This is a genomic window from Micromonospora sp. SL1-18, assembly GCF_047921505.1.
Taxonomy (GTDB): domain Bacteria; phylum Actinomycetota; class Actinomycetes; order Mycobacteriales; family Micromonosporaceae; genus Micromonospora.
Genome location: NZ_JBLROA010000027.1, coordinates 1 through 24,593 on the forward strand (window position 1 = coordinate 1; position 24,593 = coordinate 24,593).

Below are 24,593 nucleotides of genomic sequence, written 5' to 3' on the forward strand. Positions count from 1 at the left end.
ACGTGCGCAGAACCTCTGCGCTCCGACACGCTTTTGAGGGCCTCGGCGGTGACTCCCTTGGTCCACGCGGCCAGGCGCCGGTTGACGTTCTTCCCCAGCTTCTTACGGGCAGAGAAGCGTTTGGTGAGGTCCTCGGCGACCACGGTGGCGGCCTTGTCGACGACCTCGTGCACGGCGGTGAAAATCTCCGTGCGCACCCGCGCCCGATGCCGGGCGGCCTGCCGGTCCCGCTTCACGGTCCCGAGGTTGTTGGCCTTGATCCGGTGGGCCTTCGCGTGGGCACCGCGCTGGGCGGCGGTGTTGGCTATTGAGCGGAGCTTCGCCCGCCGGCGGTTGCGCTCCTTCAGCCGGTCCGACTCGCTGGTCAGTAGCTCGCCGAGCTGTTCACCGTGGGGCTCGCCGTCGGAGTCGGTGAGGGCTTCGGTGTAACCCTTGTCCACACCGAGGGTTGCCTCGCCGTGGGGCCGCTGCGACGACCGCATTGCTGATGCGTCGATCTGGTAGTGCACCTCGACACGGCCGCCCCGAATGATTAGCCGCAGCGTCCCGGTTGGCGCGACGGTCGTGGACAGCGGGACCCGCACCATCTTGCGGCGTTGCAGGCCGGGAATGGCCAGCCACAGCCGACCCCGCCCGTCAACAACGGTGTTGTACTGGTCGGCGCGCACCACGATCTGATCGTGTCCATGGTTCTTGCCGCGCTTCCAGTGCTTGCGCATCTGTCGAGCCAGGAACGGGTCGACAATCCACCGGTCGGTCTTTAGTGCGGTGAACATCCGCTTCAGCTCGGTCGGGTCGTCGGTGTGCCGGGCGATCGCCCGCCGTACCTTGGCCTTGGCCGCCTCCTGATTCGCTCCGATGTCGCCGATCGCGTCGCGGATTGTTTCCTTCCACGCGTTCGCCAGCACCCCGAACTGCACGTGCGTGCCGTCGGCCAACCACCGGTCCCGCACCTGCCGATCGGTCAACCCGGACCCGACACCGTTGACCGACCCATACCGCTGCCATACCTCGCTGCGCACCCGACCCAGCCGACGGGCCTGCTCCTGCAGGGCGGCGTACTTGCTCGAATTCAGAGCGGCTGAATACGCGATGCGGGTGACGCGGGCCATGATCCGGCCCTCCCCCTCCCACCGACGCACCCTACTCACCGAGCGACCAACCCGCTTAGCGAACTTGCCGATCCGATAACACGGCGCACAATAGTCTATTGTAGACACTTCTCGCCAGACAAGCCACCACTAGTCGCTGCTCCTTCTCTCGGTTCAACGCAGCGCGCCGGCGGTGAGCCCGCGCACGATGTACCGCTGACCGAAGATCACGACGGCCAGCGTGGGGAGCAGGGAGAGCGCGACGCCGGCGAGCACCAGTCCCGGCTGGGCGACTTCCGCGTCGTTGAGCTGCGAGATACCGATCTGCAGCGTCTGGAACTCGCTGTCCCGGATCAGGATCAGTGGCCAGAAGTACTGGTTCCAGGCCGAGAGGAAGACGTACACCCCGACCGCCGCGATGGACGGCTTGGACAACGGCACGATGACCCGCCACAGCAGCCGCCAGTGGCCGCAGCCGTCGATCACCGCGGCGTCCCGCAGCTCGCCAGGAAACTGCAGGAAGGCCTGGCGAAGCAGGAACGTGCCGAACGCTGAGGCGAGGAAGGGCAGCACCAGGCCGACGTAGGTCAGGCCGCCGCGGGCCAGCCCCCAACCGGAGATGGCCAGGTAGTTGGGGATGATGATGGCCTCCCACGGCACCATCAGGGTCGCGAGGAACAGACCGAACGTGGCGGCCCGGGCCGGCAGGCGGAGGAACGCGAACGCGTAGGCGGCGACGATGCTGGTGACGACCTGGGCCACGGTGATGGCCCCGGCCTGGACCGCGGAGTTGAGGTAGAAGCGGCCGAGCGGCACCGACCGGAACACATCGGTGACGTTCTGCCAGTGCAGTTCGCTCGGCACCAGGGCGGGCGGGTAGGTCGCCAGGTCGCCCGGGCCCATCACGGCGCCGACGAAGCCGTAGTAGACGGGGAACAGGACCGGGATCGCGGCCACGCCGAGCACGACATAGACGGCGACCTGCCCGAGGGAGAGTTTTCTCATCGGTAGTGCACCCGCCGTTCGAGGATGCCGAACTGCACGGCCGTGATGGCGAGCATGATGACCAGCAGCACGACGGCCTGGGCGCTGGCCGCGCCGAAGTCCGCGGAGCCGAAGGCGAACGCCTTCTCGTAGATCGAGTAGACCAGCGTGGTGGTGGCCTGGTCCGGCCCGCCCTTGGTCAGGATGTGGATCTGGCCGAAGCTCTGCAGGGCGTGGATCGTGGAGACCACGACGAGGAAGAACAGTTGCGGGGAGATCAGCGGCACGGTGATCCGGGAAGCCAGCCGCCAGCCGGTCGCGCCGTCCAGCCGGGCCGCCTCGACGACCTCGATCGGGATGGCCGCCACGCCGGCGGAGAGCACGAGGATGTTGTAGCCGAAGTTCATCCACACAGTCGCCGCGCCGACGGCGGGCAGCGCGATCGAGGGGTCCGTCAGCCAGTTAACCCGATCGATCCCGAACGCACCGAGCAGGCCGTTGGCCACCCCGATCGCCGGGTTGTAGATGACCGCGAAGACGACCGAGGCGGTGGCCACCGAGAACGCGAACGGCAACGCGAACGCCGTACGCAGCACCCGTACGCCACGGATGCGCGCCTCCAGCAACAGCACCACGGCGAGCGCGCCGATGACGGCGGGCACCACCGAGAAGAGCGTGAACAGCGCGGTCGTGGCCAGGACCCGACCGAACTCCGCCGACAGCATCTCCCGGTAGTGCGCCGCGCCCACGTACGCCGACGGGGCGCCGAAGATGTCGTTTCCGTGCACGGACAGGTACACGGTCCGCCCGAGCGGCCAGAACACGAACAGGGCGAAGACCAGCACCGACGGCAGCAGCAGCAGCCAGCCGAGACCGGCTTGGCGGAGGGGTCGTCCGGACCGGTTTCCGGAGCGCGCCGGTTCCGCGGTCCGGACACGGCCGCCGGGTGGCGCGCTGACGGTGCGAAGTGGAGGCACGGCAGCACAGTACCAACGAGATCGACCGAGAAGGATCCCTAAGCTCCGAGGAGGTGGCCGCGCAGGGCTCGGATCTCGACGCCGGGGAAGCAGCGCTAACGGGTCAGCGGCCGCTTGAGGTGGTAGCGGTGCACCTCGGTGCTGCCCTGCACGTTGTTCACGTCCTCGGCCGCGGTGACCAGCTCCCAGCCCTCGCGACCGACCCGGTTGAGGTGCGAGACCGCGGTGTCGCCGTACGGCGTCACGTCGGTGCGAGACCCGTCCGGGCCGTACCAGACGAACGAGACGGTGAAATTGCGACCCTGCCCCTGATAGCGGCGGACCAGCAGCGCGTACTCCCAGGCAACCATTCGTCCATTATCTACGGTCACGCGGGCGGCCGGGAGCACGGGGGCTGACCGGCCGCCACGTCCGGCGCCGGCCAGCCCTGGGCCTGGGAGAGTCAGTCCAGGTCCGTGCAGACGTTGTGGGTCGTGCCGTGCACCATGGTGAGAGTCTTGAAGTTCGACGGGGAGAACTTGACGATGAACTGCCCGTCGATGAGCCACTCGCCGCGCGGGAGGGTCCCCGCGTTCTCACCGAAGCCGAACAGCACCGGCCCGGTCACGTACCAGGTCATGGAGCCGTCCAGGGCGTACTCGACCATCGCCATGCCGCCCGCGTCCACCAGGGTGCTGGCCCCGGTCGCGGTGTTCGTCACCCGGACCAGGAGCGCACCCTGGTACATCTCCCGGCGCGGCGAACCGTCTGGAAACTCCGCCAGCACCAGCTTGCGAACCTCGTCCACCACGGACTCCAGGTGGATCGGGAAGTCGCATCGGGCGCCGGCAGGCTGGTCGAACGACGGCTGCGGAGCCGGCACCCAGCCGTGCCGGCCCCCGTTCCCGGCCGCCACCACCGGGGTGGCGGACATCGTGGCCGCCAGCACGCCGGCGACGAGGACGGACCCGAGGCTGAACATCCGACGCATGATCACTCCCATTCGTTGACGTACGTTCGGGACCAGCCTCGCCAGCGCCGCTCACCAGATCCTCACCACGCGTTCGGCAGTCCCGTCAGGAGCCCGGTTCGCCGATACGACAACCTGAGCCGGGTGCCAGGTGGTCACAACTGATATGGAATTCCGACTGCTCGGCCCGTTCGAGGCGTATCACGACAGCCAACCGGTCAGGCTCAGCAACCGGCGACAGGAACGGTGCCTGCTCGCCGTCCTGCTGCTCGACCCGGGTCGACTGGTCCGCACCGACCGGCTCATCGACCTGCTCTGGAACGGCCAGCCGCCGGCGTCGGCCCGGGGCGCCGTGCACACGTACGTCGGGCGGCTCCGCGCCGCCCTGACGCCGTACGGGGTGACGATCGGCAGCCGCCGCGACGGCTACCTGGTGGAGGCCGGCGGTCACCGTATCGACGTCGACGAGTTCAGCCTGCTCAGCTACCGGGCCGACGACGCCACCGAGCCCGCCGAGCGGCTGCGCCTGCTCGACCGGGCGCTGGCCCTCTGGCGCGGCCCGCTGCTCGCCGACACCGCCGACGAGGAGCTGCGCGAGCGGCTGCACGGGCCACTGGAAGAGCTTCGGTTCACCGGCGTCGAGCTGCGGGCCGAGACACGGCTCGCACTCGGCCAGCACGCCCGGGTGACCGCCGAACTGACCCCGCTGGTCGCCCGACACCCGACCCGGGAGCAGCTCGTCGCCACTCTGATGACCGCGCTGTACCAGGCTGACCGGCAGGCCGAGGCGCTCAACATCTACGAGACCACCCGGCAAGCCCTGGCCGAGAACCTCGGCGTCGATCCCGGCACGCGGCTCCGCGAGGTGCACCGGCGGATCCTCCGCGCGGACCACCGGCTCGACCGCCCGGGCCGCCGGCTGTACGAGGTACGCGTACGCGGCGAGACCCTGCCGTGGAGCGTCGGCGGGCACCCGGCGCTCGACTTCTGCAACACCTTCGCCGGCTGGCGGCACCCGGCGCCGCTGCCCGGCGCCGAGTGGCTGCGGGGCTACCGGACCCTGGCGGTGTGGACCGGTCACGTCGGGCTGGTCGACGACGTCGCAGTGAGCCGGCTCATCGAGCTGGCCCGGCGGGATCCCCGGGAGGCTGCCGCCGTGCTCGACGAGGTCCGGGCGCTGCGTACCCGGCTGTACGCCTGCCTCACCGACCCGGCCGACCACCGCGCCTTCGATGCGGTGGCCCGCCACGCCGAGGCGGCCGCGCAGGTGCAGGTGTTCCGGCGCGGGGTGGACGGGCGCGGCCGGTGGTGGCCGGACCTGCGGGCCGGGCTGCGGCTGCCCGTGCACGCGGTCGCCTGGAGCGCCGCCGAACTGCTGGTCGACCCGCGCCGGCACACCATCCGGGCCTGCCCCGATCCGGCGTGCGGCTGGCTGTTCCTCGACGGCAGCGGAATGCGCCGCTGGTGCAGCGTGGGCACGTGCGGCCGGTCGGGCGCGGAGGCCCGGTGCCGGATCGCCTGATCCGCTATCGTCGGCCCATGGCGACCTGGGACGACGTACGCCGGATCGCGCTCGCCCTGCCGGAGAGCACCGAGCGGGGCAGCTACGACAACCGGCCCGCCTGGCGGGTCCGGGACAAGGCCTTCGTCTGGGAGCGGCCGCTGCGCCGCGCCGACCTCGACGCCCTCGGCGACGCCGCCCCCGACGGCCCGATCCTCGGCGTCCGGGTGCCCGACCTTGGCGCCAAGGAGGCGCTGCTGGCCGACGACCCCACGGTCTACTTCACCACCCCCCACTTCGACGGGTACCCGGCCGTGCTGGTCCGGCTCGACCGGATCGACGTCGCGGAGCTGACCGAGCTGATCACCGAGGCGTGGTACGCCCGCGCCCCGAAGCGGCTCGCCGCCGCCCACCGGCCGGAGAACCGGTGAGCGCTCCCCCGCGTCCCGACTCGCCGGGTCGGATCCCGCCGGCTCAACAGACGCGGGCGCGAGTGGACGGGATCGTCTTCGACATGGACGGCACCCTGATCGAATCCCACGCGGTGGTGCCGGCCGCGTACCGTGCCGCCATCGTGGATCGTGGGGGGCCGGCGCTCTCCGACGCCGAGATCATCGCCGGATATTCGCTCGGTCCGCCGGCCGCGATGCTCACGCACCTGATGGGACGACCGGCCACCGAGGCCGACCTGGCCTGCTACCACGATCACCTTGCCAACCTCGCGGAGCGGGTGACGGTTTATCCCGACATGGCGGAAGTGCTGGCGGAGCTCGCCGCCCGGGTGCCGGTCGGCCTGTTCACCGGTGCCAGCCACCGCGCGGCCGAGATCCTGCTCGATCGGGTCGGCCTGCTCGGGCACTTCCGCGTCGTCCTCGGCGGCGACGAGGCTCCGCGTCCCAAGCCCTTCCCGGACGGCGTAGAGCGGGCCTGCCGGCTGCTGGGGCTGAAACCCCGCCGCGCCGCGTACGTCGGTGACTCGCCGCTCGATCTCCAGGCCGCCTGGGCCAGCGGCGCGGTGGCGGTGGCGGCCGGCTGGGGCCACCAGTACGACGCCGAGGAGCCCGCAGACCTGACCGCCGGCCGCCCCGCGGATCTGCGGTCCCTGCTCGACTGACCGATGCCCCGGTCATCCCGGCGGGCGCAGCGCGACGGCGACCGCCTCATCCGGCGTGTCGACGTGCCGGGGGCCAGGCACCGGGTTGCCGGCCGGGTCGAGGACGCGCCAGCCGCCGAGTACGACGACCGGGATGCCGCCCCGGCGCATCGCCAGCGCCACCTCACTCAGCGTCCCCCACGAGCCGCCGACGGCGATCACCGCGTCGGCGCTCCACACCAGGATCGCGTTGCGGGCCTGGCCCATGTTCGTCACCACGGACACGGACGCCTCGGCGGGGCCGGGGTCGCTGCCGTCGTCGGGGCGTACCCCGATCACCAGGCCGCCGCGGGACCGGGCGCCGGCCGCCACCGCGGCCATCACCCCGCCGCCCCCGCCGCAGAGCACGGTGACCCCGCGCTCCGCCAGCAGCTCCCCCACCCGCCGGGCGTGCGCCACCTCGGCCGGCGCCGCCTCCGCCGGCCCGCACACCGCCACCTGCACCCGCATCCCGCCATTGTCGCCACGACCCGCCGCGCCGGATGGCGACAAACTAGGAGAGGCGGGCCAGGATGCGATCGGTGGCGTGGGCGGCGATGCCCCCACATCGCGGTCGGGGAAATCGCCGTCGAGGGGCGAGTACGACCCCCTGGCCGGTCAGTCCGTCTGGGGTGGCGCGGCGCCGCGCAGCACCAACGCGCTGTTGAAGCCGTCGAAACCGCGCGCCCCGACCAGCGCGATCCGGCTGCGCGGCCGCCGCGGCGCGCCCAGGAAGGGCAGGTCACAACCCTCGGCGGGCCGTTCCGGGCCGGCCGAGGCGGGCAGCAGTTTGTGGTGGAAGGCGAGCAGCGCGGTCGCCGCGTCCAGCGCCGACCCGCCCTGGTGGGCCCGGCCGGTCAGCGGCTTCTGGGTGGTGACCGACGGGGTGCGCTCCCCGAACACTGCGCGCAGGGCCGCCGCCTCCGCCCGGTCGTACGCGGGCACGCCGAGCGCGTCCGGCCAGATCACGTCCACGTCGTGCGGGCGTATGCCGGCCCGGTCCAGGGCCAGCCGCAGCGCGCGGGCGTAGTGGGTCGGGTCCGGGCCGGCCGCCGGGTCGGTGGGCGCGGCGTCGTGGGTGGCCGCCCAGCCGGTGATCTCGCCGTAGATCCGGGCGCCCCGGTCCAGCGCGTGCCCCAGCTCCTCCACTACGAAGACGGCACCGCCCTCGGCCGGCACGTAGCCGCTGGCCCCGGCGTCGAACGGCCGGTACGCAGCCGCCGGGTCGGCGACGTCGCTGAGCAGCCCGGAGCGGAGCTGGCAGGCCAGCGCGTACGGGCTGAGCGGGCACTCGGTCGCCCCGGCGACCACCAGCGGGGTGCCTCGCCGAACGGTCCGCACCGCGTGGGCGAGGCTGTCCAGTCCGCCGGCCGCCTCGGACACGGTCACCCCGCACGGCCCCTTGAGCTGGTGGTGGATGGAGAGCTGCCCGACGCTGGCCGCGTAGAACCAGGCGATCGACTGGTACGCCCCGACGGTCCGGGTCGGGCCGCCCCACAGCCGTTGCAGTTCCCGCTGCCCGAACAGGTTGCCGCCGGAGGAGCTGGCCAGCGTGACCGCCCACCGGTACGGGTCGGGGGCCTGCTCGGGCAGGCCGGCGTCCCGCAGGGCCAGCCGGGTGGCGGCGAACCCGAGGTGGGTCCACCGGTCGGTCTGCACCCGCTGCCGGGTGTCGGCGTACCCGGCGGCGTCGAAGTCCGGCACCTCCCCGCCGATCCGCGTCGGGTAGCCGGTCGGGTCGAACAGGGTGATCGGCCCGGTGCGGCGGGTGCCGGCAAGCACCGCGGCCCAGTGCGCGTCGTTGCCGATCCCGGTCGGCGCCACCACCCCGATGCCGGTCACCACCGCTCGCGCGGTCACTGCCCCACCGCCAGCCGGCGGAAGATCATCGCGGACTGGAAGCCGCCGAAGCCGCTGCCGACCGACAGGGCCACGTCCACCGGCACCTCCCGCGCCTCGTTGGGCACGTAGTCCAGGTCGCACTCCGGGTCGCGAGTGGTCCAGTTGGCGGTGGGCGGCACCACCCCGTACTCGATGGCGAGCGCGCAGGCGGCCATCTCAATCGAGCCGATCGCGCCGAGCGAGTGCCCGACCATCGACTTGATCGAGCTGATCGGCACCCGGTACGCGGTCGCCCCGAGCGCCCGCTTGAACGCGGCGGTCTCGTGCCGGTCGTTCTGCCGGGTGCCGGAACCGTGCGCGCTGATGTACGACACGGCCGACGGGGCGAGCCGGGCCTGCCGCAGCGCGTCGGTGATGGCCAGGCCCATCTCCACCCCGTCGGGGCGCAGCCCGGTCATGTGGAAGCCGTTGCTGCGGCTGGCGTACCCGGCCACCTCGCAGTAGACGTGGGCACCCCGACGGCGGGCGTGTTCGGCCTCCTCCAGCACCAGCACGGCCGCCCCCTCGGCGAGCACGAAGCCGTGCCGGTCGGCGTCGAAGGGCCGGGACGCGTGCTCCGGGTCGTCGTTGTCGGGGCTGGTGGCCTGGATGGCGTCGAAGGAGGCGACGGTGACCGGGGAGATCGGGGAGTCGGCGGCGCCGGCGAGCACCACGTCCGCCTCGCCGTCGGCGACGAGCTGGTGGGCGTACCCGATGGCGTCGATGCCGGAGGTGCAGCCGGTGGAGATCACCTGCGCCGGGCCGTGCAGGCCGTGCCGGCAGGCCACGTCGGCGGCCAGGCTGCTGGGGACCAGCGCCTGGTAGAGGTAGGGCCCGCCGAGGGTGTGGTCGACCAGCCAGTGCCGGCCGGAATCGCTGACCCGGACGTACTCCTTCTCCAGCGCCATGGTGCCGCCGACCGCGGTGCCGAGCACCACGCCGGCCCGCTCCCGCTCGGCGTCGGTGAGGGTGAGGCCGCTGTCGGCGAGCGCCTCGGTGGAGCAGGCGAGCGCGAACTGCACGTACCGGTCGGCGCGCTGCCGTTCGGCGAGGGTGATCCCGGCGGCATCCGGGTCGAAGTCGCACTCGGCGGCGATCTGGGAGCGGAACGGCGACGGGTCGAAGAAGGTGATCCGCCGGGTGGCGGTGCGCCCCGCGGTGACGGCCTTCCAGAACCGGTCCCGGGTGGCGCCGCCGGGTGCGACGACGCCGACGCCGGTCACCACGGTGCGCCGCCCGGTCACGACGGTTCCCGGGGCGGCGTGGCGACCTCGGTGTCGACGTGGCCCAGTTCCGGACGGGGGGCGAGCGGCCCCAGGTGGAACACCACCTCGGCCGGCTCGTCGCCGGTGTTGCGCAGCCGGTGCCGCACGTCCTTCGGCACGAAGAGCGCCGCCCCGGCGGCGAGCGGCACCGGCCGGTCGTCCAGGTCGACGGTGATCGCGCCGCGCGCCACGTAGAGGAACTCCTCACTGTAGGGGTGGTAGTGCTCGGCGATCCGCTCCCCCGGGTGAAGGGTGGCCACACCCATGAACCCGGAAGTGCTGCCGACGGTGCGGGGGCCGAGCAGCACCCGCAGCTCGCCGCCGCGCCGCCGGTCGGCGGGGACGTCGCGGGCGCAGACCGGGGCGGTGGTGGTCTCAGGCATCCCGGCCTCCGTTCCCGGTCGAGGCGGCCGCCCGCCGCTCGATCCGCTCCTTGATGACGGCCAACTGGATCTTGCTGTTGGCGTTGATCCGGTCGGTCATGCCGGCGTTGTCCACGGGCGCGTCGCGCCTCATGGCGAAGTCCTGCACCCAGGCCATCCGGGTGCCGCCGGGGATCTCGTCGTAGCGCCAGTGGATGTGCATGTACTCGAACGGGCCGGTCTCCACCCGGTGGGCGTGGACCTGCCGGGTGGCCGGGTCGACGGTGCGTTCGCTGACCCAGCTCCACGCCACGCCGTTCTCGTCGGGGTGCATGGTGAGACGGAACCGCACCGTGTCGTCGGTCCGATCGAGGATCTCGACCACGGCGTACTCGGTGAACAGGTCGGTCCACCGGGCGACGTCGTTGGTGACCTCCCAGACCAGCGGCAGCGGCGCGGCGATGTCGATCGCGTTCTCGGTGTGCCCGGGCGGGTCGATCCTGCGGGCCACCAGGTCGGCCACGCCGGGGATGCTGAGCTGCGCGGCCTGCTCGGGGATCTTGACCCGCCACCGGTCGGCGACGACGGCGGACAGTTCGAGCAGGGCGAGGGAGTCCATGCCCAGTTCCTCCAGGCTCGCGGCCGGGGTACGGGCGGCGGCCTCGGCGTCCAGGCCACAGTGCGTGACCAGGATGTCGGTGATCTCCGCGGCGAGCGGTCGGTCGGAAGCGACGGTCATCGGAACCTCCTTTGGGCCGCGGCGGGCGCGGCGATGACGGGGGTACGGCCGGCCGGGTCGGCGTCGGCGCGGGCGGTGGGCCCGGTGGGGACGGTGGGGCCGTCGGCGGGCTCGACGTCGGCGGTGAGCAGCCGGTCGACCAGGCCGGTGGTGTGGCGCCCGGCGCGGAAGGCCGCGTCGTGCAGCACCCGCCGGACGAACGGAATGGTGGTACGGACGCCCGGACCGGCCACCTCGAACTCGCCGAGCGCGCGGTCGAGGCGGTCAAGCGCGCCGTCCCGGTCCGGCGCCCACACGGCCACCTTCGCCAGCAGCGAGTCGTAGTGCGGGCTGACCAGGTAGCCGACGTGGCCGTGGGTGTCGACCCTGGTGAACGGGCCGCCGGGTGGGCGGAAGCGGTCGAGCCGCCCGGGGGCGGGGGCGAAGCCGCGGTCCGGGTCCTCCACGTTGACGCGGCACTCCACCGCCACCCCGCGGAGCCGGATCTCCTCCTGCCGCAGCCGCAGCCGCGTGCCGGCGGCGACGTGCAACTGCTCGTGGACCAGGTCGACGCCGGTGACCATCTCGGTGACCGGGTGCTCGACCTGGATCCGGCAGTTGATCTCCAGGAAGTGGCTCTGCTCCGCCTCGTCGACGAGAAACTCGACGGTCCCCGCGCCGGTGAAGCCGACCGACAGCGCGCCACGCAGCGCCGCCTCGGCGAGGGTGTCCAGGGTGGACGGTCGCAGCGCCGGGGCGGGGGCCTCCTCGACCAGCTTCTGGTGGCGGCGCTGCACCGAGCAGTCCCGGGTGCCCAGGTGCACCCCGTTGCCGTGGTTGTCGCAGAGCACCTGCACCTCGACGTGCCGGGCATCGGCGAGGTACCGCTCGACGTACACCCGGTCGTCGCCGAAGGCGACCTGGGCGGCGGCGCGGGTGCGGGCGTACGCGCGAGGCAGCTCGGCGGCGGACCGGACCACGGTCATCCCCCGCCCACCCCCGCCGGCGGCCGCCTTGACGATCACCGGATACCCCACCTCGGCGGCCACGTCGAGGGCGTCCGCGGCCGTCGGCAGCGTCTCGACACTGCCCGGCGGCAGCGGCAACCCGGCCTTGCTCATCAGCGCCCGCGCGGTGGACTTGTCGGCCAGCGCGGACATCACCTGCGGCGGCGGGCCGACGAAGATCAGCCCGTTCTCGGCGCAGATCTCGGCGAAGTCGGCGTCCTCGGAGAGGAACCCGTAGCCGGGGTGGACGGCCTGCGCGCCGGTCTGCCGGGCGGCCTCGACGATCGCGGCCGCGTTGAGATAGCTCTGTCGGCTAGCCGCCGGCCCGATCCGGACGGTCTCGTCGGCCAGCCGCACCGGAAGCGTCTGGGCGTCGGCGCTGGAGTGCACCATCACCGTACGAATGCCCAGTTCCCGGCAGGCCCGCAGCACCCGCAGCGCGATCTCGCCCCGGTTGGCGATCAGCACCTTCTCGAACATCACTCACCCCGCCCGGCGAGTGGTTCCAGGGCGAGCAGTGGCTGGTCGTACTCGACGGGCTTGCCGTCGGAGACCAGCACCTCGACCACGTGGCCGGCCTGGTCGGCGGTCACCTCGTTCATCAACTTCATCGCCTCCACGATGCCGACCACCTGGCCGGGCCGGACCACGTCGCCGACGGCCACGAAGGGCGCGGCACCGGGTTCCGGAGCGCGGTAGAAGGTGCCCACCACCGGTGCCCGCACAGCCAGCCGATCCGGCGCCGGCACCGTCTCCGCGACCGGCTCGGCGACCGATCCCGGGCCGGTACGCGGCGCGGGATCCGCGTCGGCCGGGCCGTGCCACTCCACCTCCAGCACGGTCTCGCCGCTGCGCAGCCGGACCCGACGGACCGGGCCGGCCAGCTCGGCGACGAGCTTGCGCGCGTGCCGGCGCAGCCCGTCCAGTACCTCGTCGGAATGGCCCGCGCTCACTGCTCCTCCTCCGTTCGCGACTGCGAGGCTCGCAAACCCGGCTCACTCCTCGCGCTCACCGCGCCGCCTTCCGTTCGCGACTGCGAGGCTCGCAAACCCGGCTCACTCCTCGCGCTCACTGGCACACCTCGGTGGTGTGGGCCGCGCCGTAGCGGCGGAAGCGGTAACGGCGGCGGCGGACCAGCGTGGCCGCCGGCACGTCGAGCAGCGGGGTGAGGTTCGCCGCCACCGCCCGGCGCAGCAGCTCGGCGGCGCCGGCCGGATCGTCGTGCGCGGCGGGCCGCGGTTCGGGCACCACCTCGTCGACCACGCCGAGCCGGCACAGGTCGGCGGCGGTGAGCCGCAGTGCGCGGGCGGCCTGCGGCGCCGCGGAGCTGTCCGACCAGAGGATGGCGGCACAGCCCTCCGGGCTGATCACCGAATAGACGGCGTTCTCCAGCATCAACACCCGGTCGGCGACCGCGAGGGCGAGTGCCCCGCCGCTGCCACCCTCCCCGGTGACCACCGCGACGACCGGCGTGGACAGCACGCTCAGCGCGAGGATGTTCTCGGCGATCGCCGCCGCCTGCCCCTGCTGCTCCGCGCTCACCCCCGGGTCGGCGCCGGGGGTGTCCACCAGGGTCACCACCGGCAGGCCGAGCCGGGCGGCGAGGCGCATCAGCCGCAGCGCCTTGCGGTGCCCGGCCGGGCTGGCCATGCCGAAGTTGCGCGCCACCAGCTCGGCGGTGGTGTGTCCCTTCTGGTGGCCGATCACCATCACCGACCGCCCGTCGAGCCGGGCCACCCCGCCGACGATCGCCGGGCAATCCGCGCCCAGCCGGTCGCCGTGCAGCTCGACGAAGCCGTCGAAGGCGGTCTCCAGATAGTCCAGTGTGGTGGGCCGGCCGGGGTGCCGGGCCGCGCGTACCGTCGCCCAGGCGTCCCGCTCCGGGCCGGCCGCCGTCGCCAGCGCGGTGGCGTCAGCCCCGGGCGCCGGTCGCGGTGCCGGCTCCTGCCGGGGTACGGACAGACGCCGGGCGGCCCGACGCCCCGCCTGCGCAGCGGCGAGCAGCGCGGTCAGCCGGCCGCGCAGCGCGTGCCGGGGCACCACCATGTCGATCTGTCCGTGCCGGAGCAGGAACTCGGCCGTCTGGAAGCCCTCGGGCAGCGTGGCGCCGGTGACCTGCCGGATGACCCGGGGGCCGGCGAAGCCCAGCCGGGCGCCGCTCTCCGCGAGCACCACGTCGGTGTTGGTGGCGAAGGACGCTGCCACCCCGCCGTACGTCGGGTCGGTGATCACGCTGACGGTGAGCAGGCCCGCCTCGCGCAGCCCGGCGATCGCCTGGCTGACCGTGGCCATCTGCATCAGCGACAGCGCGCCCTCCTGCATCCGGGCACCGCCGGAGGCGGTGACCAGCACCAGCGGCACCTCGTCAACCAACGCCCGCTCGGCGGTGGCCGTGATCAGCTCACCGACCGCGCAGCCCAGGCTGCCGCCGAGGAAGCGGAAGTCCATCACCGCGAGGGCGACCGGCTGGCCGCCGATGCGGGCGGTGCCGCACAGCACCGCCTCGTCCAGCCCGGTGCCGGCCCGGGCGGCGCTGAGCCGGTGCGGGTACGGCAGGGCGTCGACGAAGCCGATCGGGTCGACCCGGACCGCCCGGTCCGGCAGCGGGATGAACGAATCCGGGTCGGCCAGTTGCGCCACCCGGTCGGGCGCGTCCAGCCGGGCGTGCGTTCCGCACTCCGGGCAGACGTCGAGGTTGCGGCGCAGCCGCTTGCGGTACAGCAGCGAGGCGCAGCCGTCGCAGCGCGACCAGAGCTGCTCGTCGCGGGGCGCGGTGGTGGTCACGGCCGCCGTCCCGGGGCGTCGCGACGGTGGGATTGCCGCCCTGGGGCGTCGTACCGGTAGAAGCAGTGGGCCATGGCGTCCCGGGGTGAGCGCCAGGTCGGCAGGTACGGCGAGATGTACGGCCGCAGCCGCTCGCTGACCCGGACGAACTCGGGATGGCCGCGGACGTCCTCCACCGCGCCCTCCGCCGGCAGCTCCGTCTCCAGCAGATGGACGTAGAGGTCGTGCAGCCGGTAGAGCGACCGGTGCCGGACGCCGACCAGGCCAGGCAGTTCGGTCGCGTCGGATTCGGCGAAGATCTCGGCAACCCGATCCTCGGCGGCCGGCACCACCTTGGCGACGATGAGCGAGCGGTCCATGGACAGCCTCCCCTGGGGCGCGTTCCCGCCGGCGGGTGCCACCGGGCGCGCCGGACGACTTCCGCCACGGTGCCGCCGGCACCGTCAACGCGGCGTCACCCACCGGCCATCCAGAACGGAATCTGGTGACGCTGCGTTGACGGAAGCTGTGTCTAAGCTATGCAAAGATCATCTGGCATCAATCTCATAACGACACTTTTTCGCAGTTCAGCACCCGGTTCGCCGGGCCGCTGTGGATAGTCGCCTTGCCGATAGCCCGTTGACGCAGCGTAACCTTGATTGATAGCCTCCGTTGCGGTCAGCCCGGCGAAAACGCCGTCCGCCGCCGCGGCGGAGCCGTTCCGACACCGAGGTCGCGGGCCGCCGCGCCGGGCAACAGAAACGGTCGGGACGAGGGTTCCGGCGCAGGAGGGTTGCACCCGTGACCGGTGGATCGAGGATGCCGACGGCCGGGGACCCGTCCGCACCCCACGTGTCGCTGCACCTGCTCGGCGGCTTCCGGCTGCTGCACGACGACGTGCCGGTGGTCGTGCCCCGGGGGCTGCAACGGGTCATCGCCCTGATCGGACTGCGGCCGGGCGCCACCCGCAGCCACCTGGCCGGGCTGCTCTGGCCGGAGGCCTCCGAGGAGCGTGCGCTGTCATCGCTGCGTACCGCCCTGTGGCGGCTGCGGCAGGACCCGTGTTGCCCGCTGCTCACCGACGGCGACACGGTACGGCTCGGCGACACCGTCCACCTCGACGTCGACGAGCTGGTCGACATCGCCGCCCGGGTCCGGCAGGGCGAACTGCCGCCCGCGGCCAGCAACGCCGGCCGGCACGACCTGCTACCCGGCTGGTACGAGGACTGGGTGCTGCTGGAACGCGAGCGCCTGCGCCAGCTACGGCTGCACATGCTGGAGCAACTCGCCGGCAACCACCTCGCCGCCGGCCGGCACGGTGAGGCCCTCGAGGCGGCTCTGGAGGCGATGGCCGCCGAACCGCTGCGGGAGACCCCGCACCGCCTGGTGGTCCGGATCCACCTCGCCGAGGGGAACGCGTTCGAGGCGGTACACGCCTTCTACGTCTACCGGGACCTGCTGCTACGCGAGCTGCGCCTGGAACCGTCCCCGGCGATGTGCGCGCTGCTCGACGACACCCTCGCCCCGATCCGGCACGCCACCCGGCGTCAGGCGCCCGACCCGAGACGGCGACCCGAACGCCCCGCCCCGCCCGGCGGTCCGGCCGCTCCCGCCCCGCCCGGCGGTCCGGCCGCTCCCGCCCCGCAGCGGGGTCCCACCGCGCCCACCGCGCCCCGCTGAACGACGGCCGCCGGCCCGCCGACGCGACGTCGCATTCACCGCCGTCACCGAGCGACCGCCGTTGGTGACGGAGAGGTGACAGCCGGCCCGGCAGGCTTTCTGCACACGGTGTCCGACGCCCCACATCTGCTGGCCGGGGCGATCACCGGCGAGAGGGGTCCCGATGAGTCGACTGTTGGTCGTCAGCCGGATCGTGCCGGGCGCGGAAGGACGGGTGGCGCAGATCTTCGCCGAGTCCGACGCGACCGAACTGCCCAGTCTGACCGGCGTCCGGCACCGGTCGCTGTACTGCCTGCACGACCTGTGCATACATCTGATGGAACTCGCGGACGTTGACCCGGACGCGGCCACCGGGGCTCGCGACCACCCGCTCTACCGGCGGGTCAACGAGCGACTGTCGGCGCACACGTCGGCGTACCTGCCGACCTGGCGCTCCCCTCGGGACGCCGTCGCCGGCTGCTTCTACAGCTGGGACGCCGTTGACGCGACCTTCTACGCCCGCCCTGGCGCGGAGGGCTGAGACCGGGCGTCCCGGACCCCTGATACGGCACCAGGGTCCGGGACCGCCCACCCCTGTCCGCTGGTGACACACTCTCGGTCACCCCACCGCCACCCCCCGGTACGAGCTCGTCCCATCGCAGACGAAAGCCGCGGACCGCCCTGTCATCCTCGACGTACGTGTGGGAAGCTGCCCCGAGTTTCTCGCGACTTTCGTTCACGTAATGAGGAGGAGGTTGGCCGTGCCGCCGAGTTTCGCGCTATGGCTGGTCGGGATCCTGACTGTGGTGACGGGCCTGGTGATCTGGCGGGTGCTGGCCGGAGGCCGCACCACCACGGGCCCGGCGGCGTCCATCGTGGAGGGTAACCCCGCGACCGTCACTGCTGACCAGGAACGGCACGCCGTGGCCGTCGACGAGGTTTCCCCGCCCGCCGCGGTGACCGAGGAACCGGCCCCGGCCCAGGAGGACGCCACACCGGCCGCCACCGCCATCCCGGTCGCCGAGACCACCGCCCCACCGGCCACCGACGCCGCCGGGCCGGCCGACTCCGCCCCGGCTGAGACGGAGCAGCCCGCCGCCGTCGCGGCCGAGCCGGTCAGCACCGCGGCCGAGCTCGTTGCCGCCGAGGTAGAGCCGGCCACGGCTCCCGCCGAGCCGGCCGCCCCGGCGACCATCCCCGCGCCGCGCGCCACGGCCGAGAACAGCACGTCGGCTGCGGCGGAGCCCGCCGCGACCCCGGTCGCCGCGAACGTGGGCGGGCCCGCCGACGACTTCCGGAAGATCCAGGGCATCGGGCCGAAGATGGCGGCCGGACTCCAGGCCGCCGGCGTCCGCACCTACCAGCAGCTCGCCGAGCTGGACGAGGCGGCGCTGCGGGAGGTCATCAAGGCGGCCGGCCTGCGCGCCGCGCCGGGCCTGGCGACCTGGCCGCAGCAGGCGAAGTCGCTGGCCAGCGCAGACGCCTGAGCCCGTCCCGGGCCGGTGCTGACGATGTCGTCACCGGCCCGGGCGGGATCCCGGCCCCGCCCGTTCTGCCAACCGGCAGGTCACGCCGCGCCGGTGTCCCGGCGCTGTTTGACGATTCCACCGCTCTGGGTACATGGCTTTCACCTCAGATCCACCACACCCCCGTGGAGGCAACCCATGCGCGGCACCTCGATAGTTGGCGTCCTGGTCGTCATCTGGCTCATCATCGGCGCGATCGCCGCCGGACAGCGCGGGTACTACACCAGAGCCGAGAAGAACTGCGCCGAGGCGAGCACGATCCTGGTCACCATCGTGGCCGGTCCGCTGAACTACATCGGCACCAACCCCAAGGTGGACTGCAAGCTCCCCGAGCCGTCCAAGTGACCGCGCCGTCAGCCGACGTGGATGCCGGGACGGCGGGTGGGGTCCGGCTCGGACTTGCGGATGATCTCACGGACCACGGGTGGGGTGTCGCCACGGCCGAGGATCAGATAGCGCAGCAGATGCGCGATTGGATTCCCCTCGGACCACTCGAAGTGGCAGTGCGGGCGCACCCCGGTGGCGTCGCGGAGGGCCAGCAGGATGGCGGCGATCGCGTTCGGCGCGGCGGGGCTGCTGGCCCGCAGGATCCGGTACCCCCCGACCTCCACCCCGTGCACCCGCAGGACCTGGCTGAACTGCGACGGGTCGGTCACGTCGATCTCCAGGAACAGCACGTCGGCGGCGCCCGGCACGGGGTTCATCCCGCGCTGCGCGCGCTCCTTGAACCGGTACTCCTTGAGCGAGCCGCTCTGCCGCTTGTTCGCGATCAGGTGCAGCCGGCCGTCGTGGGCGATCGACTCGGCGACGAACCGCCGGGCCGGCTCGTCGAGCTCGATCCGCTCGGCGCGCAGCTCGGTGGTCCGGGACACCCGGGAGATCAGTGAGACGGCGATGATGCCGGCGATGAACAGGCCGGAGATGGCGATGCCGTCCGGTTTCTCGATCACGTTCTCGGTGAGGGCGTAGAGCAGCACCGCGCTGAGCACCGCGAAGCCGAGCCCGGCGAACGGGTGCCGCGCCCGGTACGCGGAGATGGTCACCGCGATCGCACCGGAGACCATCATCGCCAGGATCCCGGTGGCGTACGCGCCGGCCTGCGCGTTGACGTCCGCTCGGAAAGCCACCGTGAGGGCGATGCTGATCACCGTGTAGACGAGCACCACCGGACGGATGGCCCGTCCCCACTCCGGCGCCATGCCGTAGGCAGGCAGGTAGCGGGGCACGATGTTGATCAGACCGGCCATCGCCGAGGCGCCCGCGAACCAGAGGATGAGGATGCTGCTGATGTCATAGATCGTGCCGAACCCCTCGCCCAATTGCTCGTGGGCCACGAAGGCCAGGGCCCGGCCGTTGGCTGCTCCGCCGGGCTGGAACTCCTTGGGCGGGATCAACACCGTGGTGACGAACGTGGTGGTGATCAGATAGGCGGTCATGATCAGCGCCGCGGCCGCGAGCAGCTTGCGGGTGTTGCGGATCCGCGCCCCCAGCCGCGCCTCGGTGTCCAGGCCGTTTCCCTTGATCAGCGGCATCATGCTGACCCCGGTCTCGAAACCGGAGAGCCCCAGCACCAGCAGCGGGAAGGCCAGCACGGACGTGCGAACCAGGCCGCCGATCCCACCGGCGGTGGTGGTCAACCGCTGTGTCCAGTCACTGACCACCGCCGGGTTGGCGAGAATGTGCGACAGGCTGACGACCACGATCACCGCGTTCAGCGCGAGGAAGACCGCGACGAGGGGGATGGCGACGCGCACCGCCTCACGGAACCCCATCAGGAACACGCCACCGAGGATGAGCAGCAGCACCCCGGTCACCACCACTGCGGCGGTGTCGCCGTGCGGGAACGACTTCGGCAGGTACGGGTTCTCCAGCAGGTGCACCGTGGCGTCGGCGGACGACAGCGTGATCGTGACGATCCACGAGGTAGCCACGAAGCCGAGCAGCACCAGTACGAAGATCTTGCCCCGCCAGAACGGCAGCAGCCGCTCCAGCATGGCCACCGAGCCCTGGCCGTGCGGGCTCTCCCCGGCCACCCGTCGGTACATGGGCAGCATCCCGAACAGGGTCAGCGCCACGATCAGCAGGGTGGCCAGCGGGGAGAGCGCCCCGGCCGCCAATGCGGCGATACCGGGCACGTAGGAGAGGCTGGAGAAGTAGTCGAGGCCGGTCAGGCACATCACCTGCCACCAGGGGTGCGAGGCCGCCTGGTGCTCCCGGGTCTCCGGGCCGACCGGCTGCACCCGGTGCTGGGACAGCCACCGGGTCAGCGAGCTGGCCGGCTCGTGCGGCCGTACCGGGCTCTCCATGCAGGCGGGGATGTGGATCGCCCCACTGCCGGCGCGGTCGCCGTGGTCCGGGTCGCGGGCGGCACGCAGCGCCCGATCCGCCGCGGCGGCCTGCGCCTGGTTGCGCCGCCCCCGCGGGCGCCGGGGCTGCGACGCCCCGTCCCGTCCCTCCGCCATGTGCACCCCTTCAGGCCCTTCACCGACGTTAGGCGGAATATCAGGCGCCATCCGGCCGAACCCGACAACCGGCAGAGATCGTCAGGGCGCACGGAGTGGTGGACCGCCCCCCCGATGGCGGGCGGATCGGTCAGCCGACGGGAGGCGGGCGCAAAACGTCGCGCAGCTTGCGCGCCCACGGCTGCACCCCGTCGCGGGCGCCCTGACGCAGCAGCTCGGACATGGCCCGGGCCCGCCGGCCGAGCAACGCGGCCCGCGCCGGCCAGGAACGCGCCGATCGACGCCAACTCGTCGAGGGAAGTACGTGCGGGCCGGGTCGCCCAGCTCCCCCGGGACCCACCCAGCGCCGCTGATGTACGGCGCTGGAAGCGGGAGTCTCTCGCCTTTAAGGGGGAGAGGATGTCACTGGAGGAAGGCGCCGAGCGGCGAGAGCAGCAACTGGCCGAACCGCGCGGCGTTGTCGTCCAGCCGCTTCCGCTCGCACTCGCGGGCCTCCGGGTCGTGCCGGCAACGCCAGATCTTCTGCGCGTTGCGCCAGGCGACGTTCCGGGTGTATTCCACCAGTTCACCCTGGTACCAGTCGTCGATGTCGCCGTTCAGCATGTCGATCATCAGCTGCCAGTGGTCCAGGTAGCCCCGGCGCAGCCCCGGGATCCGCTCGGCGAAGATCTTGTTGATCTCCAGATAGTCGCGGTGCTGCTCGCTGCCGTCGACCGGCTCGGACTCCAGGCTGTCGAACGTCGTCACCAGCGCGAACGGCAGGTCGTAGTTGATGTGCGCGTTCACCCCGGCGGCGGCCGACGGCAGCGGCCGGGCGTCCGGGCCGCGCATCCGCTGGAACAGGCACACCCACGCCTTCGGGGTGTTCGGGCTGGACTCGGTCCAGAACCGCAACGCGTCGAAATAGCGGGCGGAGAACTCCACGTCCAGCCGGGCCAGGAACACCGGGTCGGTGAAGCGATCGTCGTAGAGGCCGTCCAGGACGCTGCTGGTGATGGTCAGGTAGAGCTTGTTGAAGTCCGCCAGGGGGCAGCTCTCCTCCAGCGGAGGCAGCCGGACCAGCAGATCCTGGAGCTTGGTGAGGTGGTCGACGACCGCCGGCACGTCGGCGGGGTGGTCGGCGAGCAGCCCGACGATGTCCTGGTGCACAGGACCCCATACCGGTTCGGTCATCGTTCCTCCACTGTGGTGGGACGCCCACGTCGTCACCGGTGACGCTGGACAGCCTTCCAGCCGGCGTCGACCGGCCGGATCGGTAGAACGACGTATTCGCAGCGGCGTACGCCTCACTCGGGGCGGCTGCGCAGGAAGATCGCGCTGGCCTGCACCCGGGTACGGACCTGGAGCTTGTCGAAGATGTGCGACACATGCACCCCGATGGTCCGTTCGCTGATGAACAGCCGCTGGCCGATCTCCCGGTTGGTCAGTCCCTCGGCGACAGCGGCGAGCACCTCGCGTTCCCGGGCGGTGAGCGCCGCCAGCTCGTCCACCGCCGGCGCGGCGGCCGGCGTCGCGGCCGGCGCCGCGGCCCGGGGCCGGGGCACGTGACGGGCGGTGGGCGGGCTTTCCTCCAGGGTCACCCGCGCCCGGCCGGCCAGCGTCCGGATCTCCGAACTCAGCGGCATCGCGCCCAGCGCCTGCGCCATCCGGTACGCCTGCCGCAGCAGCTTGCCCGCGGTGGCCACCCGGCTGCGCCGGGCCAGCAGCGCCTCGGCCTGCCGCAGCCGGGAGTAGGCCGCGGGGTAGGGGTGGTTACGCCGATCCCACTCGGTCGCCGAGCGGGCCCACAGCTCCGGGTCGCCCCGGCCGTCGTCGAGCCGGCTGATCTCGGCGTCGCAGAGCGCCAGGAAGGCGTCCGCGACGTAGCGCACCGGGGCGGGGGCCTTCTCGCTCTTGCCGGCCACCCGGTCGACCACCTCGCGGAGCCGGCGTACCGCCGTCGGGTCCACCGCGATGGTCCGGCTCGCGTACGCCTCGGCCTCCGCGCGCAGCCCGTGCCAGGCGAGGGTGGCGAGCACGATGACGTCGTCGGAGCGGCTCTCGGTCAGTCCCCGCTGGACGGCCTGCCGGGCCAGGTCGTGCCGGCCCTCCCACATGGCCAGCCCGGCCCGCAGGATGAGCATCGGCAGCACGTGCCGGGCGCCGCCACCGGCGAGCATCATGGCCACCGCCTCCAGGTCCCGGTCGGAGGCCTCGATGTCGCCGTACCCGACGGAGAGCCGGCAGCGGGCGAGCAGCAACTCCACCGCGTCGGCGCCGGAGGGGCGGTGCCGCAGCGCGGCGGCAACCACCTTCTCCGCCTCGGCCCACTGCCCGACCCGGAACAGCCCGTTGGTGGCGATTGCCAGCAGCCGGGTCTCCCAGGTCCGGCCGAGACCCAGCTCGGCGACCCGCTCGGCGCCGCGACGGGCCACCACCACACCCTCCTCGAGGATGTTCAGCGGCCCGGTCAGCAGCTCGGCCAGGTGCAGATACGCGCACGCCACGTCCTCCGGCCGGCCGGACCGCTCGGCGGTCTCCAGAGCCTGCCGCATGACGGCCAGCCCGCCGTCCGGGTCCTCCAGGAAGGCCTCGCTGTAGCCGAGCGCGGCGCTGGCCAGCACCACCTCCGACGTGGTGCCGTCCACCGCGGCGGCCAGCTCCAGCGCCTCCCGGGCCTGGTCGCCGGCCTCGGCGTACCGTCCGAGGTGCAACAGCAGCTCGGCCAGGCGCGCGGCGGCGGTGGCCCGCTCGTGGGGCGTGCGGTCGGCGGTCGCCAGAGCCTGCCGGTACTCGGCCTCGGCAAGCGCGGACCGGCCGGCCGCGGCCAGGTATCGGGCCCGCCGGATGTGCAGGCCACAGGCCTGTGGGCCGGCCGGCTCGGCGGCCAGCTCCTCCAGTAGGGCCAACGCCCGGGCGTGCTCGCCGCAGTGGTGCGCCGTCTCGGCGGCGTGCTCCAACAGCTCCGCACGGTCCACCCCGACGGGAGCCGGCCGGTCGGCGCTCGGCGAAACCGCCGCCGGGGCGGTAGCCAGCTGCAACGCCGCCGACCAGTGCCGGTGTGCCTCGGCGTACCCGTGCAGCCGCTCGGCCTCGCGCGCGGCGGCCATCGCGGCCGGCAACGCCCGCCCCGGTTCGCCGGCCAGCCGCCAGTGATGGGCCAGGCGGGCCTGGTGCAGCTCGGCGGTGGCCGAGGTGAGCACCTCGGCGTAGCGGCGGTGCAGCGCGGCGCGCTCGGCGGGCAGCAGCTCGTGCGCCAGCACCTCGGCGACCAGGCGGTGCCGCAGCCGGTAGCCGTCGTCGGCACTGACCAGGAGCCGGTGCGCCACCGCGGCCCGGACCGCCTCGATCAGCTCGGCTTCGGGCAGCCGGACCACCTGGGCCAGCAGCCAGTGCTCGACCGGTTCGACGCCCGCGGCGACCGCGTGCACCACGGCGTGCGCGTGCTGCGGCAGCGCGTCGACCCGGGCCAGGAACACCTCGCGCAGCGTGTCGGAGAGCCCGTCGCGGCCGTCGCGCAGGTCCCGGGCCAGCTCCTCGACGACGAACGGGTTGCCGCCGCTGCGCCGCCACATCTGGTCGGCGGCGTCCCCCGGCAGCGGCGCACCGGCGATCGCGGCGGCCAGCTCGTCGGTGCCGGCGCGGTCCAGCGGCGCCAGGTCGAGCACCCGGACCGATCGCAGCCGGCGCAGCTCGGTGAGGACCCGGCGCAGCGGGTGCGCGCCCTGCAACGCCTCGGCTCGGATCGCGGCCAGCACCGACAGCTGCAGGTCGCCGAGGCCGGCGAGCAGGTACAGCAGGAGTTGGCGGGTACTCCGGTCGACCCACTGCAGGTCGTCCAGGACGAGGACCAGCGGACGACCGCCGGCGACCACGTGCAGCCCCTGGGACACCCGATCCAGCAGCGCGCCCGCGCCGTCCGGCCCCGGGTTCTCCTCGTCGAAGACCTGGAGCAGCTTGCGCACCGCCGAGGAGGTACGGGCGTCGGTGAGTTCGGCGTCGAAGCGGCGCAGCGCCTGCCGCAACGGGTGCAGCGGGGACGCGTCGCCGATGTCCAGGCAGGAGCCGGTGAGCACCAGCGCGCCCCAGTCCCGCAGCCGGCCGCTGACCTCGGCCAGCAGGCGGGTCTTGCCCACCCCGCTCTCGCCGGTGAGGAAGACCGCCGCGGTGTGCCCTGGGGCGACGTCGTCGAGCAGCGCCGACCGGAGCATCGCCAGAGTGCCGGCACGGCCAACAAGCGGTGCGGTGTCCACATCGCTGCCCATGGCCTGCAGCCTAGTCACCGGTCCCCGCACCCTTCTACGGGCTCGAGGTGCCAGTGGTACCTCTCTCGTCGA

Annotated in this window: 24 protein-coding genes; 7 read left to right on the forward strand and 17 right to left on the reverse strand. The window is 72.9% G+C overall.

Going from position 1 to position 24,593, the window contains the following annotated elements; genetic code table 11:
- The 5 genes from ACNAW0_RS15090 to ACNAW0_RS15110 all read right to left on the reverse strand — a co-directional run.
- A partial coding sequence (locus tag ACNAW0_RS15090) for a hypothetical protein (protein WP_416288480.1) occupies positions 1–1,151 on the reverse strand: 1,151 nt, incomplete at its 3' end.
- Positions 1,152–1,265: 114 nt separating this feature from the next.
- On the reverse strand, positions 1,266–2,096 hold the full coding sequence (locus ACNAW0_RS15095) for a carbohydrate ABC transporter permease (protein ID WP_416288481.1): 831 nt from the start codon (positions 2,094–2,096) through the stop codon (positions 1,266–1,268).
- Positions 2,093–3,052 carry a carbohydrate ABC transporter permease gene (locus tag ACNAW0_RS15100; RefSeq protein ID WP_416288482.1) on the reverse strand — a complete coding sequence of 320 codons (960 nt, stop codon included), beginning with the start codon at positions 3,050–3,052 and terminating at the stop codon, positions 2,093–2,095. The genes ACNAW0_RS15095 and ACNAW0_RS15100 overlap by 4 nt, the downstream gene beginning before the upstream one ends.
- Before the next feature lie 95 nt (positions 3,053–3,147).
- The gene (locus ACNAW0_RS15105; RefSeq protein WP_416288483.1) at positions 3,148–3,402 is read right to left on the reverse strand and encodes a hypothetical protein; all 255 of its coding nucleotides are present in this window, start codon (positions 3,400–3,402) and stop codon (positions 3,148–3,150) included.
- 92 nt (positions 3,403–3,494) lie between these two features.
- The gene (locus tag ACNAW0_RS15110; RefSeq protein WP_416288484.1) at positions 3,495–4,022 is read right to left on the reverse strand and encodes a hypothetical protein; all 528 of its coding nucleotides are present in this window, start codon (positions 4,020–4,022) and stop codon (positions 3,495–3,497) included.
- A gap of 145 nt (positions 4,023–4,167) precedes the next feature.
- On the opposite strand from ACNAW0_RS15110, the gene ACNAW0_RS15115 reads away from it, so the two are divergent.
- Genes ACNAW0_RS15115 through ACNAW0_RS15125 form a run of 3 tightly spaced genes read left to right on the forward strand, consistent with a single transcriptional unit; the run spans position 4,168 to position 6,616 of the window.
- Positions 4,168–5,523, forward strand: coding sequence for a BTAD domain-containing putative transcriptional regulator (locus ACNAW0_RS15115; RefSeq protein ID WP_416288485.1), 1,356 nt, complete (start codon positions 4,168–4,170; stop codon positions 5,521–5,523).
- Positions 5,524–5,540: 17 nt separating this feature from the next.
- Positions 5,541–5,933, forward strand: a complete 393-nt coding sequence (locus ACNAW0_RS15120; RefSeq protein WP_416288486.1) for an MmcQ/YjbR family DNA-binding protein — start codon at positions 5,541–5,543, stop codon at positions 5,931–5,933.
- Positions 5,930–6,616 (forward strand): HAD family hydrolase, encoded by a 687-nt coding sequence (locus tag ACNAW0_RS15125; RefSeq protein ID WP_416288487.1) that lies wholly within the window; start codon positions 5,930–5,932, stop codon positions 6,614–6,616. The genes ACNAW0_RS15120 and ACNAW0_RS15125 overlap by 4 nt, the downstream gene beginning before the upstream one ends.
- A 12-nt stretch (positions 6,617–6,628) precedes the next feature.
- On the opposite strand, the gene ACNAW0_RS15130 is transcribed toward ACNAW0_RS15125, so the two are convergent.
- From ACNAW0_RS15130 to ACNAW0_RS15170, 9 genes are all read right to left on the reverse strand, one after another.
- Complete coding sequence (locus ACNAW0_RS15130; protein WP_416288488.1) at positions 6,629–7,105, reverse strand: TIGR00725 family protein; 477 nt, start codon at positions 7,103–7,105, stop codon at positions 6,629–6,631.
- A gap of 147 nt (positions 7,106–7,252) precedes the next feature.
- Complete coding sequence (locus tag ACNAW0_RS15135) at positions 7,253–8,494, reverse strand: beta-ketoacyl synthase N-terminal-like domain-containing protein (RefSeq protein ID WP_416288489.1); 1,242 nt, start codon at positions 8,492–8,494, stop codon at positions 7,253–7,255.
- Positions 8,491–9,759 carry a beta-ketoacyl-[acyl-carrier-protein] synthase family protein gene (locus tag ACNAW0_RS15140; RefSeq protein WP_416288490.1) on the reverse strand — a complete coding sequence of 423 codons (1,269 nt, stop codon included), beginning with the start codon at positions 9,757–9,759 and terminating at the stop codon, positions 8,491–8,493. Before ACNAW0_RS15140 ends, ACNAW0_RS15135 begins: the two co-directional genes overlap by 4 nt.
- The gene (locus ACNAW0_RS15145) at positions 9,756–10,163 is read right to left on the reverse strand and encodes a cupin domain-containing protein (protein ID WP_416288491.1); all 408 of its coding nucleotides are present in this window, start codon (positions 10,161–10,163) and stop codon (positions 9,756–9,758) included. Before ACNAW0_RS15145 ends, ACNAW0_RS15140 begins: the two co-directional genes overlap by 4 nt.
- Complete coding sequence (locus tag ACNAW0_RS15150; protein WP_416288492.1) at positions 10,156–10,881, reverse strand: SRPBCC family protein; 726 nt, start codon at positions 10,879–10,881, stop codon at positions 10,156–10,158. Before ACNAW0_RS15150 ends, ACNAW0_RS15145 begins: the two co-directional genes overlap by 8 nt.
- Positions 10,878–12,347: an acetyl-CoA carboxylase biotin carboxylase subunit gene (locus tag ACNAW0_RS15155; protein ID WP_416288493.1), complete on the reverse strand. Its 1,470-nt coding sequence runs from the start codon at positions 12,345–12,347 to the stop codon at positions 10,878–10,880. The genes ACNAW0_RS15150 and ACNAW0_RS15155 overlap by 4 nt, the downstream gene beginning before the upstream one ends.
- The gene (gene accB / locus ACNAW0_RS15160) at positions 12,347–12,820 is read right to left on the reverse strand and encodes an acetyl-CoA carboxylase biotin carboxyl carrier protein (RefSeq protein WP_416288494.1); all 474 of its coding nucleotides are present in this window, start codon (positions 12,818–12,820) and stop codon (positions 12,347–12,349) included. Before accB ends, ACNAW0_RS15155 begins: the two co-directional genes overlap by 1 nt.
- A 115-nt stretch (positions 12,821–12,935) precedes the next feature.
- On the reverse strand, positions 12,936–14,651 hold the full coding sequence (locus tag ACNAW0_RS15165) for an acetyl-CoA carboxylase carboxyltransferase subunit alpha (RefSeq protein ID WP_416288495.1): 1,716 nt from the start codon (positions 14,649–14,651) through the stop codon (positions 12,936–12,938).
- On the reverse strand, positions 14,648–15,010 hold the full coding sequence (locus ACNAW0_RS15170; RefSeq protein ID WP_416288496.1) for a TcmI family type II polyketide cyclase: 363 nt from the start codon (positions 15,008–15,010) through the stop codon (positions 14,648–14,650). The genes ACNAW0_RS15165 and ACNAW0_RS15170 overlap by 4 nt, the downstream gene beginning before the upstream one ends.
- 439 nt (positions 15,011–15,449) lie before the next feature.
- Between ACNAW0_RS15170 and ACNAW0_RS15175 the strand changes: the two genes are divergently transcribed.
- From ACNAW0_RS15175 to ACNAW0_RS15190, 4 genes are all read left to right on the forward strand, one after another.
- Entirely contained in the window at positions 15,450–16,310 is an 861-nt protein-coding gene (locus ACNAW0_RS15175; protein WP_416288497.1) for an AfsR/SARP family transcriptional regulator, read from the forward strand.
- 163 nt (positions 16,311–16,473) lie between these two features.
- Positions 16,474–16,830, forward strand: coding sequence for a TcmI family type II polyketide cyclase (locus tag ACNAW0_RS15180; RefSeq protein WP_416288498.1), 357 nt, complete (start codon positions 16,474–16,476; stop codon positions 16,828–16,830).
- A gap of 220 nt (positions 16,831–17,050) precedes the next feature.
- A complete protein-coding gene (locus ACNAW0_RS15185) occupies positions 17,051–17,776 on the forward strand; it encodes a helix-hairpin-helix domain-containing protein (RefSeq protein ID WP_416288499.1) in 726 nt (241 codons plus the stop codon).
- Between the two features lie 177 nt (positions 17,777–17,953).
- On the forward strand, positions 17,954–18,160 hold the full coding sequence (locus tag ACNAW0_RS15190; protein WP_416288500.1) for a hypothetical protein: 207 nt from the start codon (positions 17,954–17,956) through the stop codon (positions 18,158–18,160).
- 8 nt (positions 18,161–18,168) lie between these two features.
- Here the strand turns inward: ACNAW0_RS15190 and ACNAW0_RS15195 are convergent, their stop codons facing one another.
- The 3 genes from ACNAW0_RS15195 to ACNAW0_RS15205 all read right to left on the reverse strand — a co-directional run bounded on the left by ACNAW0_RS15195 (position 18,169) and on the right by ACNAW0_RS15205 (position 24,521).
- Entirely contained in the window at positions 18,169–20,277 is a 2,109-nt protein-coding gene (locus tag ACNAW0_RS15195) for an amino acid transporter (protein WP_416288501.1), read from the reverse strand.
- Positions 20,278–20,679: 402 nt separating this feature from the next.
- Positions 20,680–21,450, reverse strand: a complete 771-nt coding sequence (locus ACNAW0_RS15200) for a DUF5995 family protein (RefSeq protein WP_416288502.1) — start codon at positions 21,448–21,450, stop codon at positions 20,680–20,682.
- A gap of 113 nt (positions 21,451–21,563) precedes the next feature.
- On the reverse strand, positions 21,564–24,521 hold the full coding sequence (locus tag ACNAW0_RS15205; RefSeq protein ID WP_416288503.1) for a helix-turn-helix transcriptional regulator: 2,958 nt from the start codon (positions 24,519–24,521) through the stop codon (positions 21,564–21,566).
- Positions 24,522–24,593 lie beyond the last annotated feature (72 nt).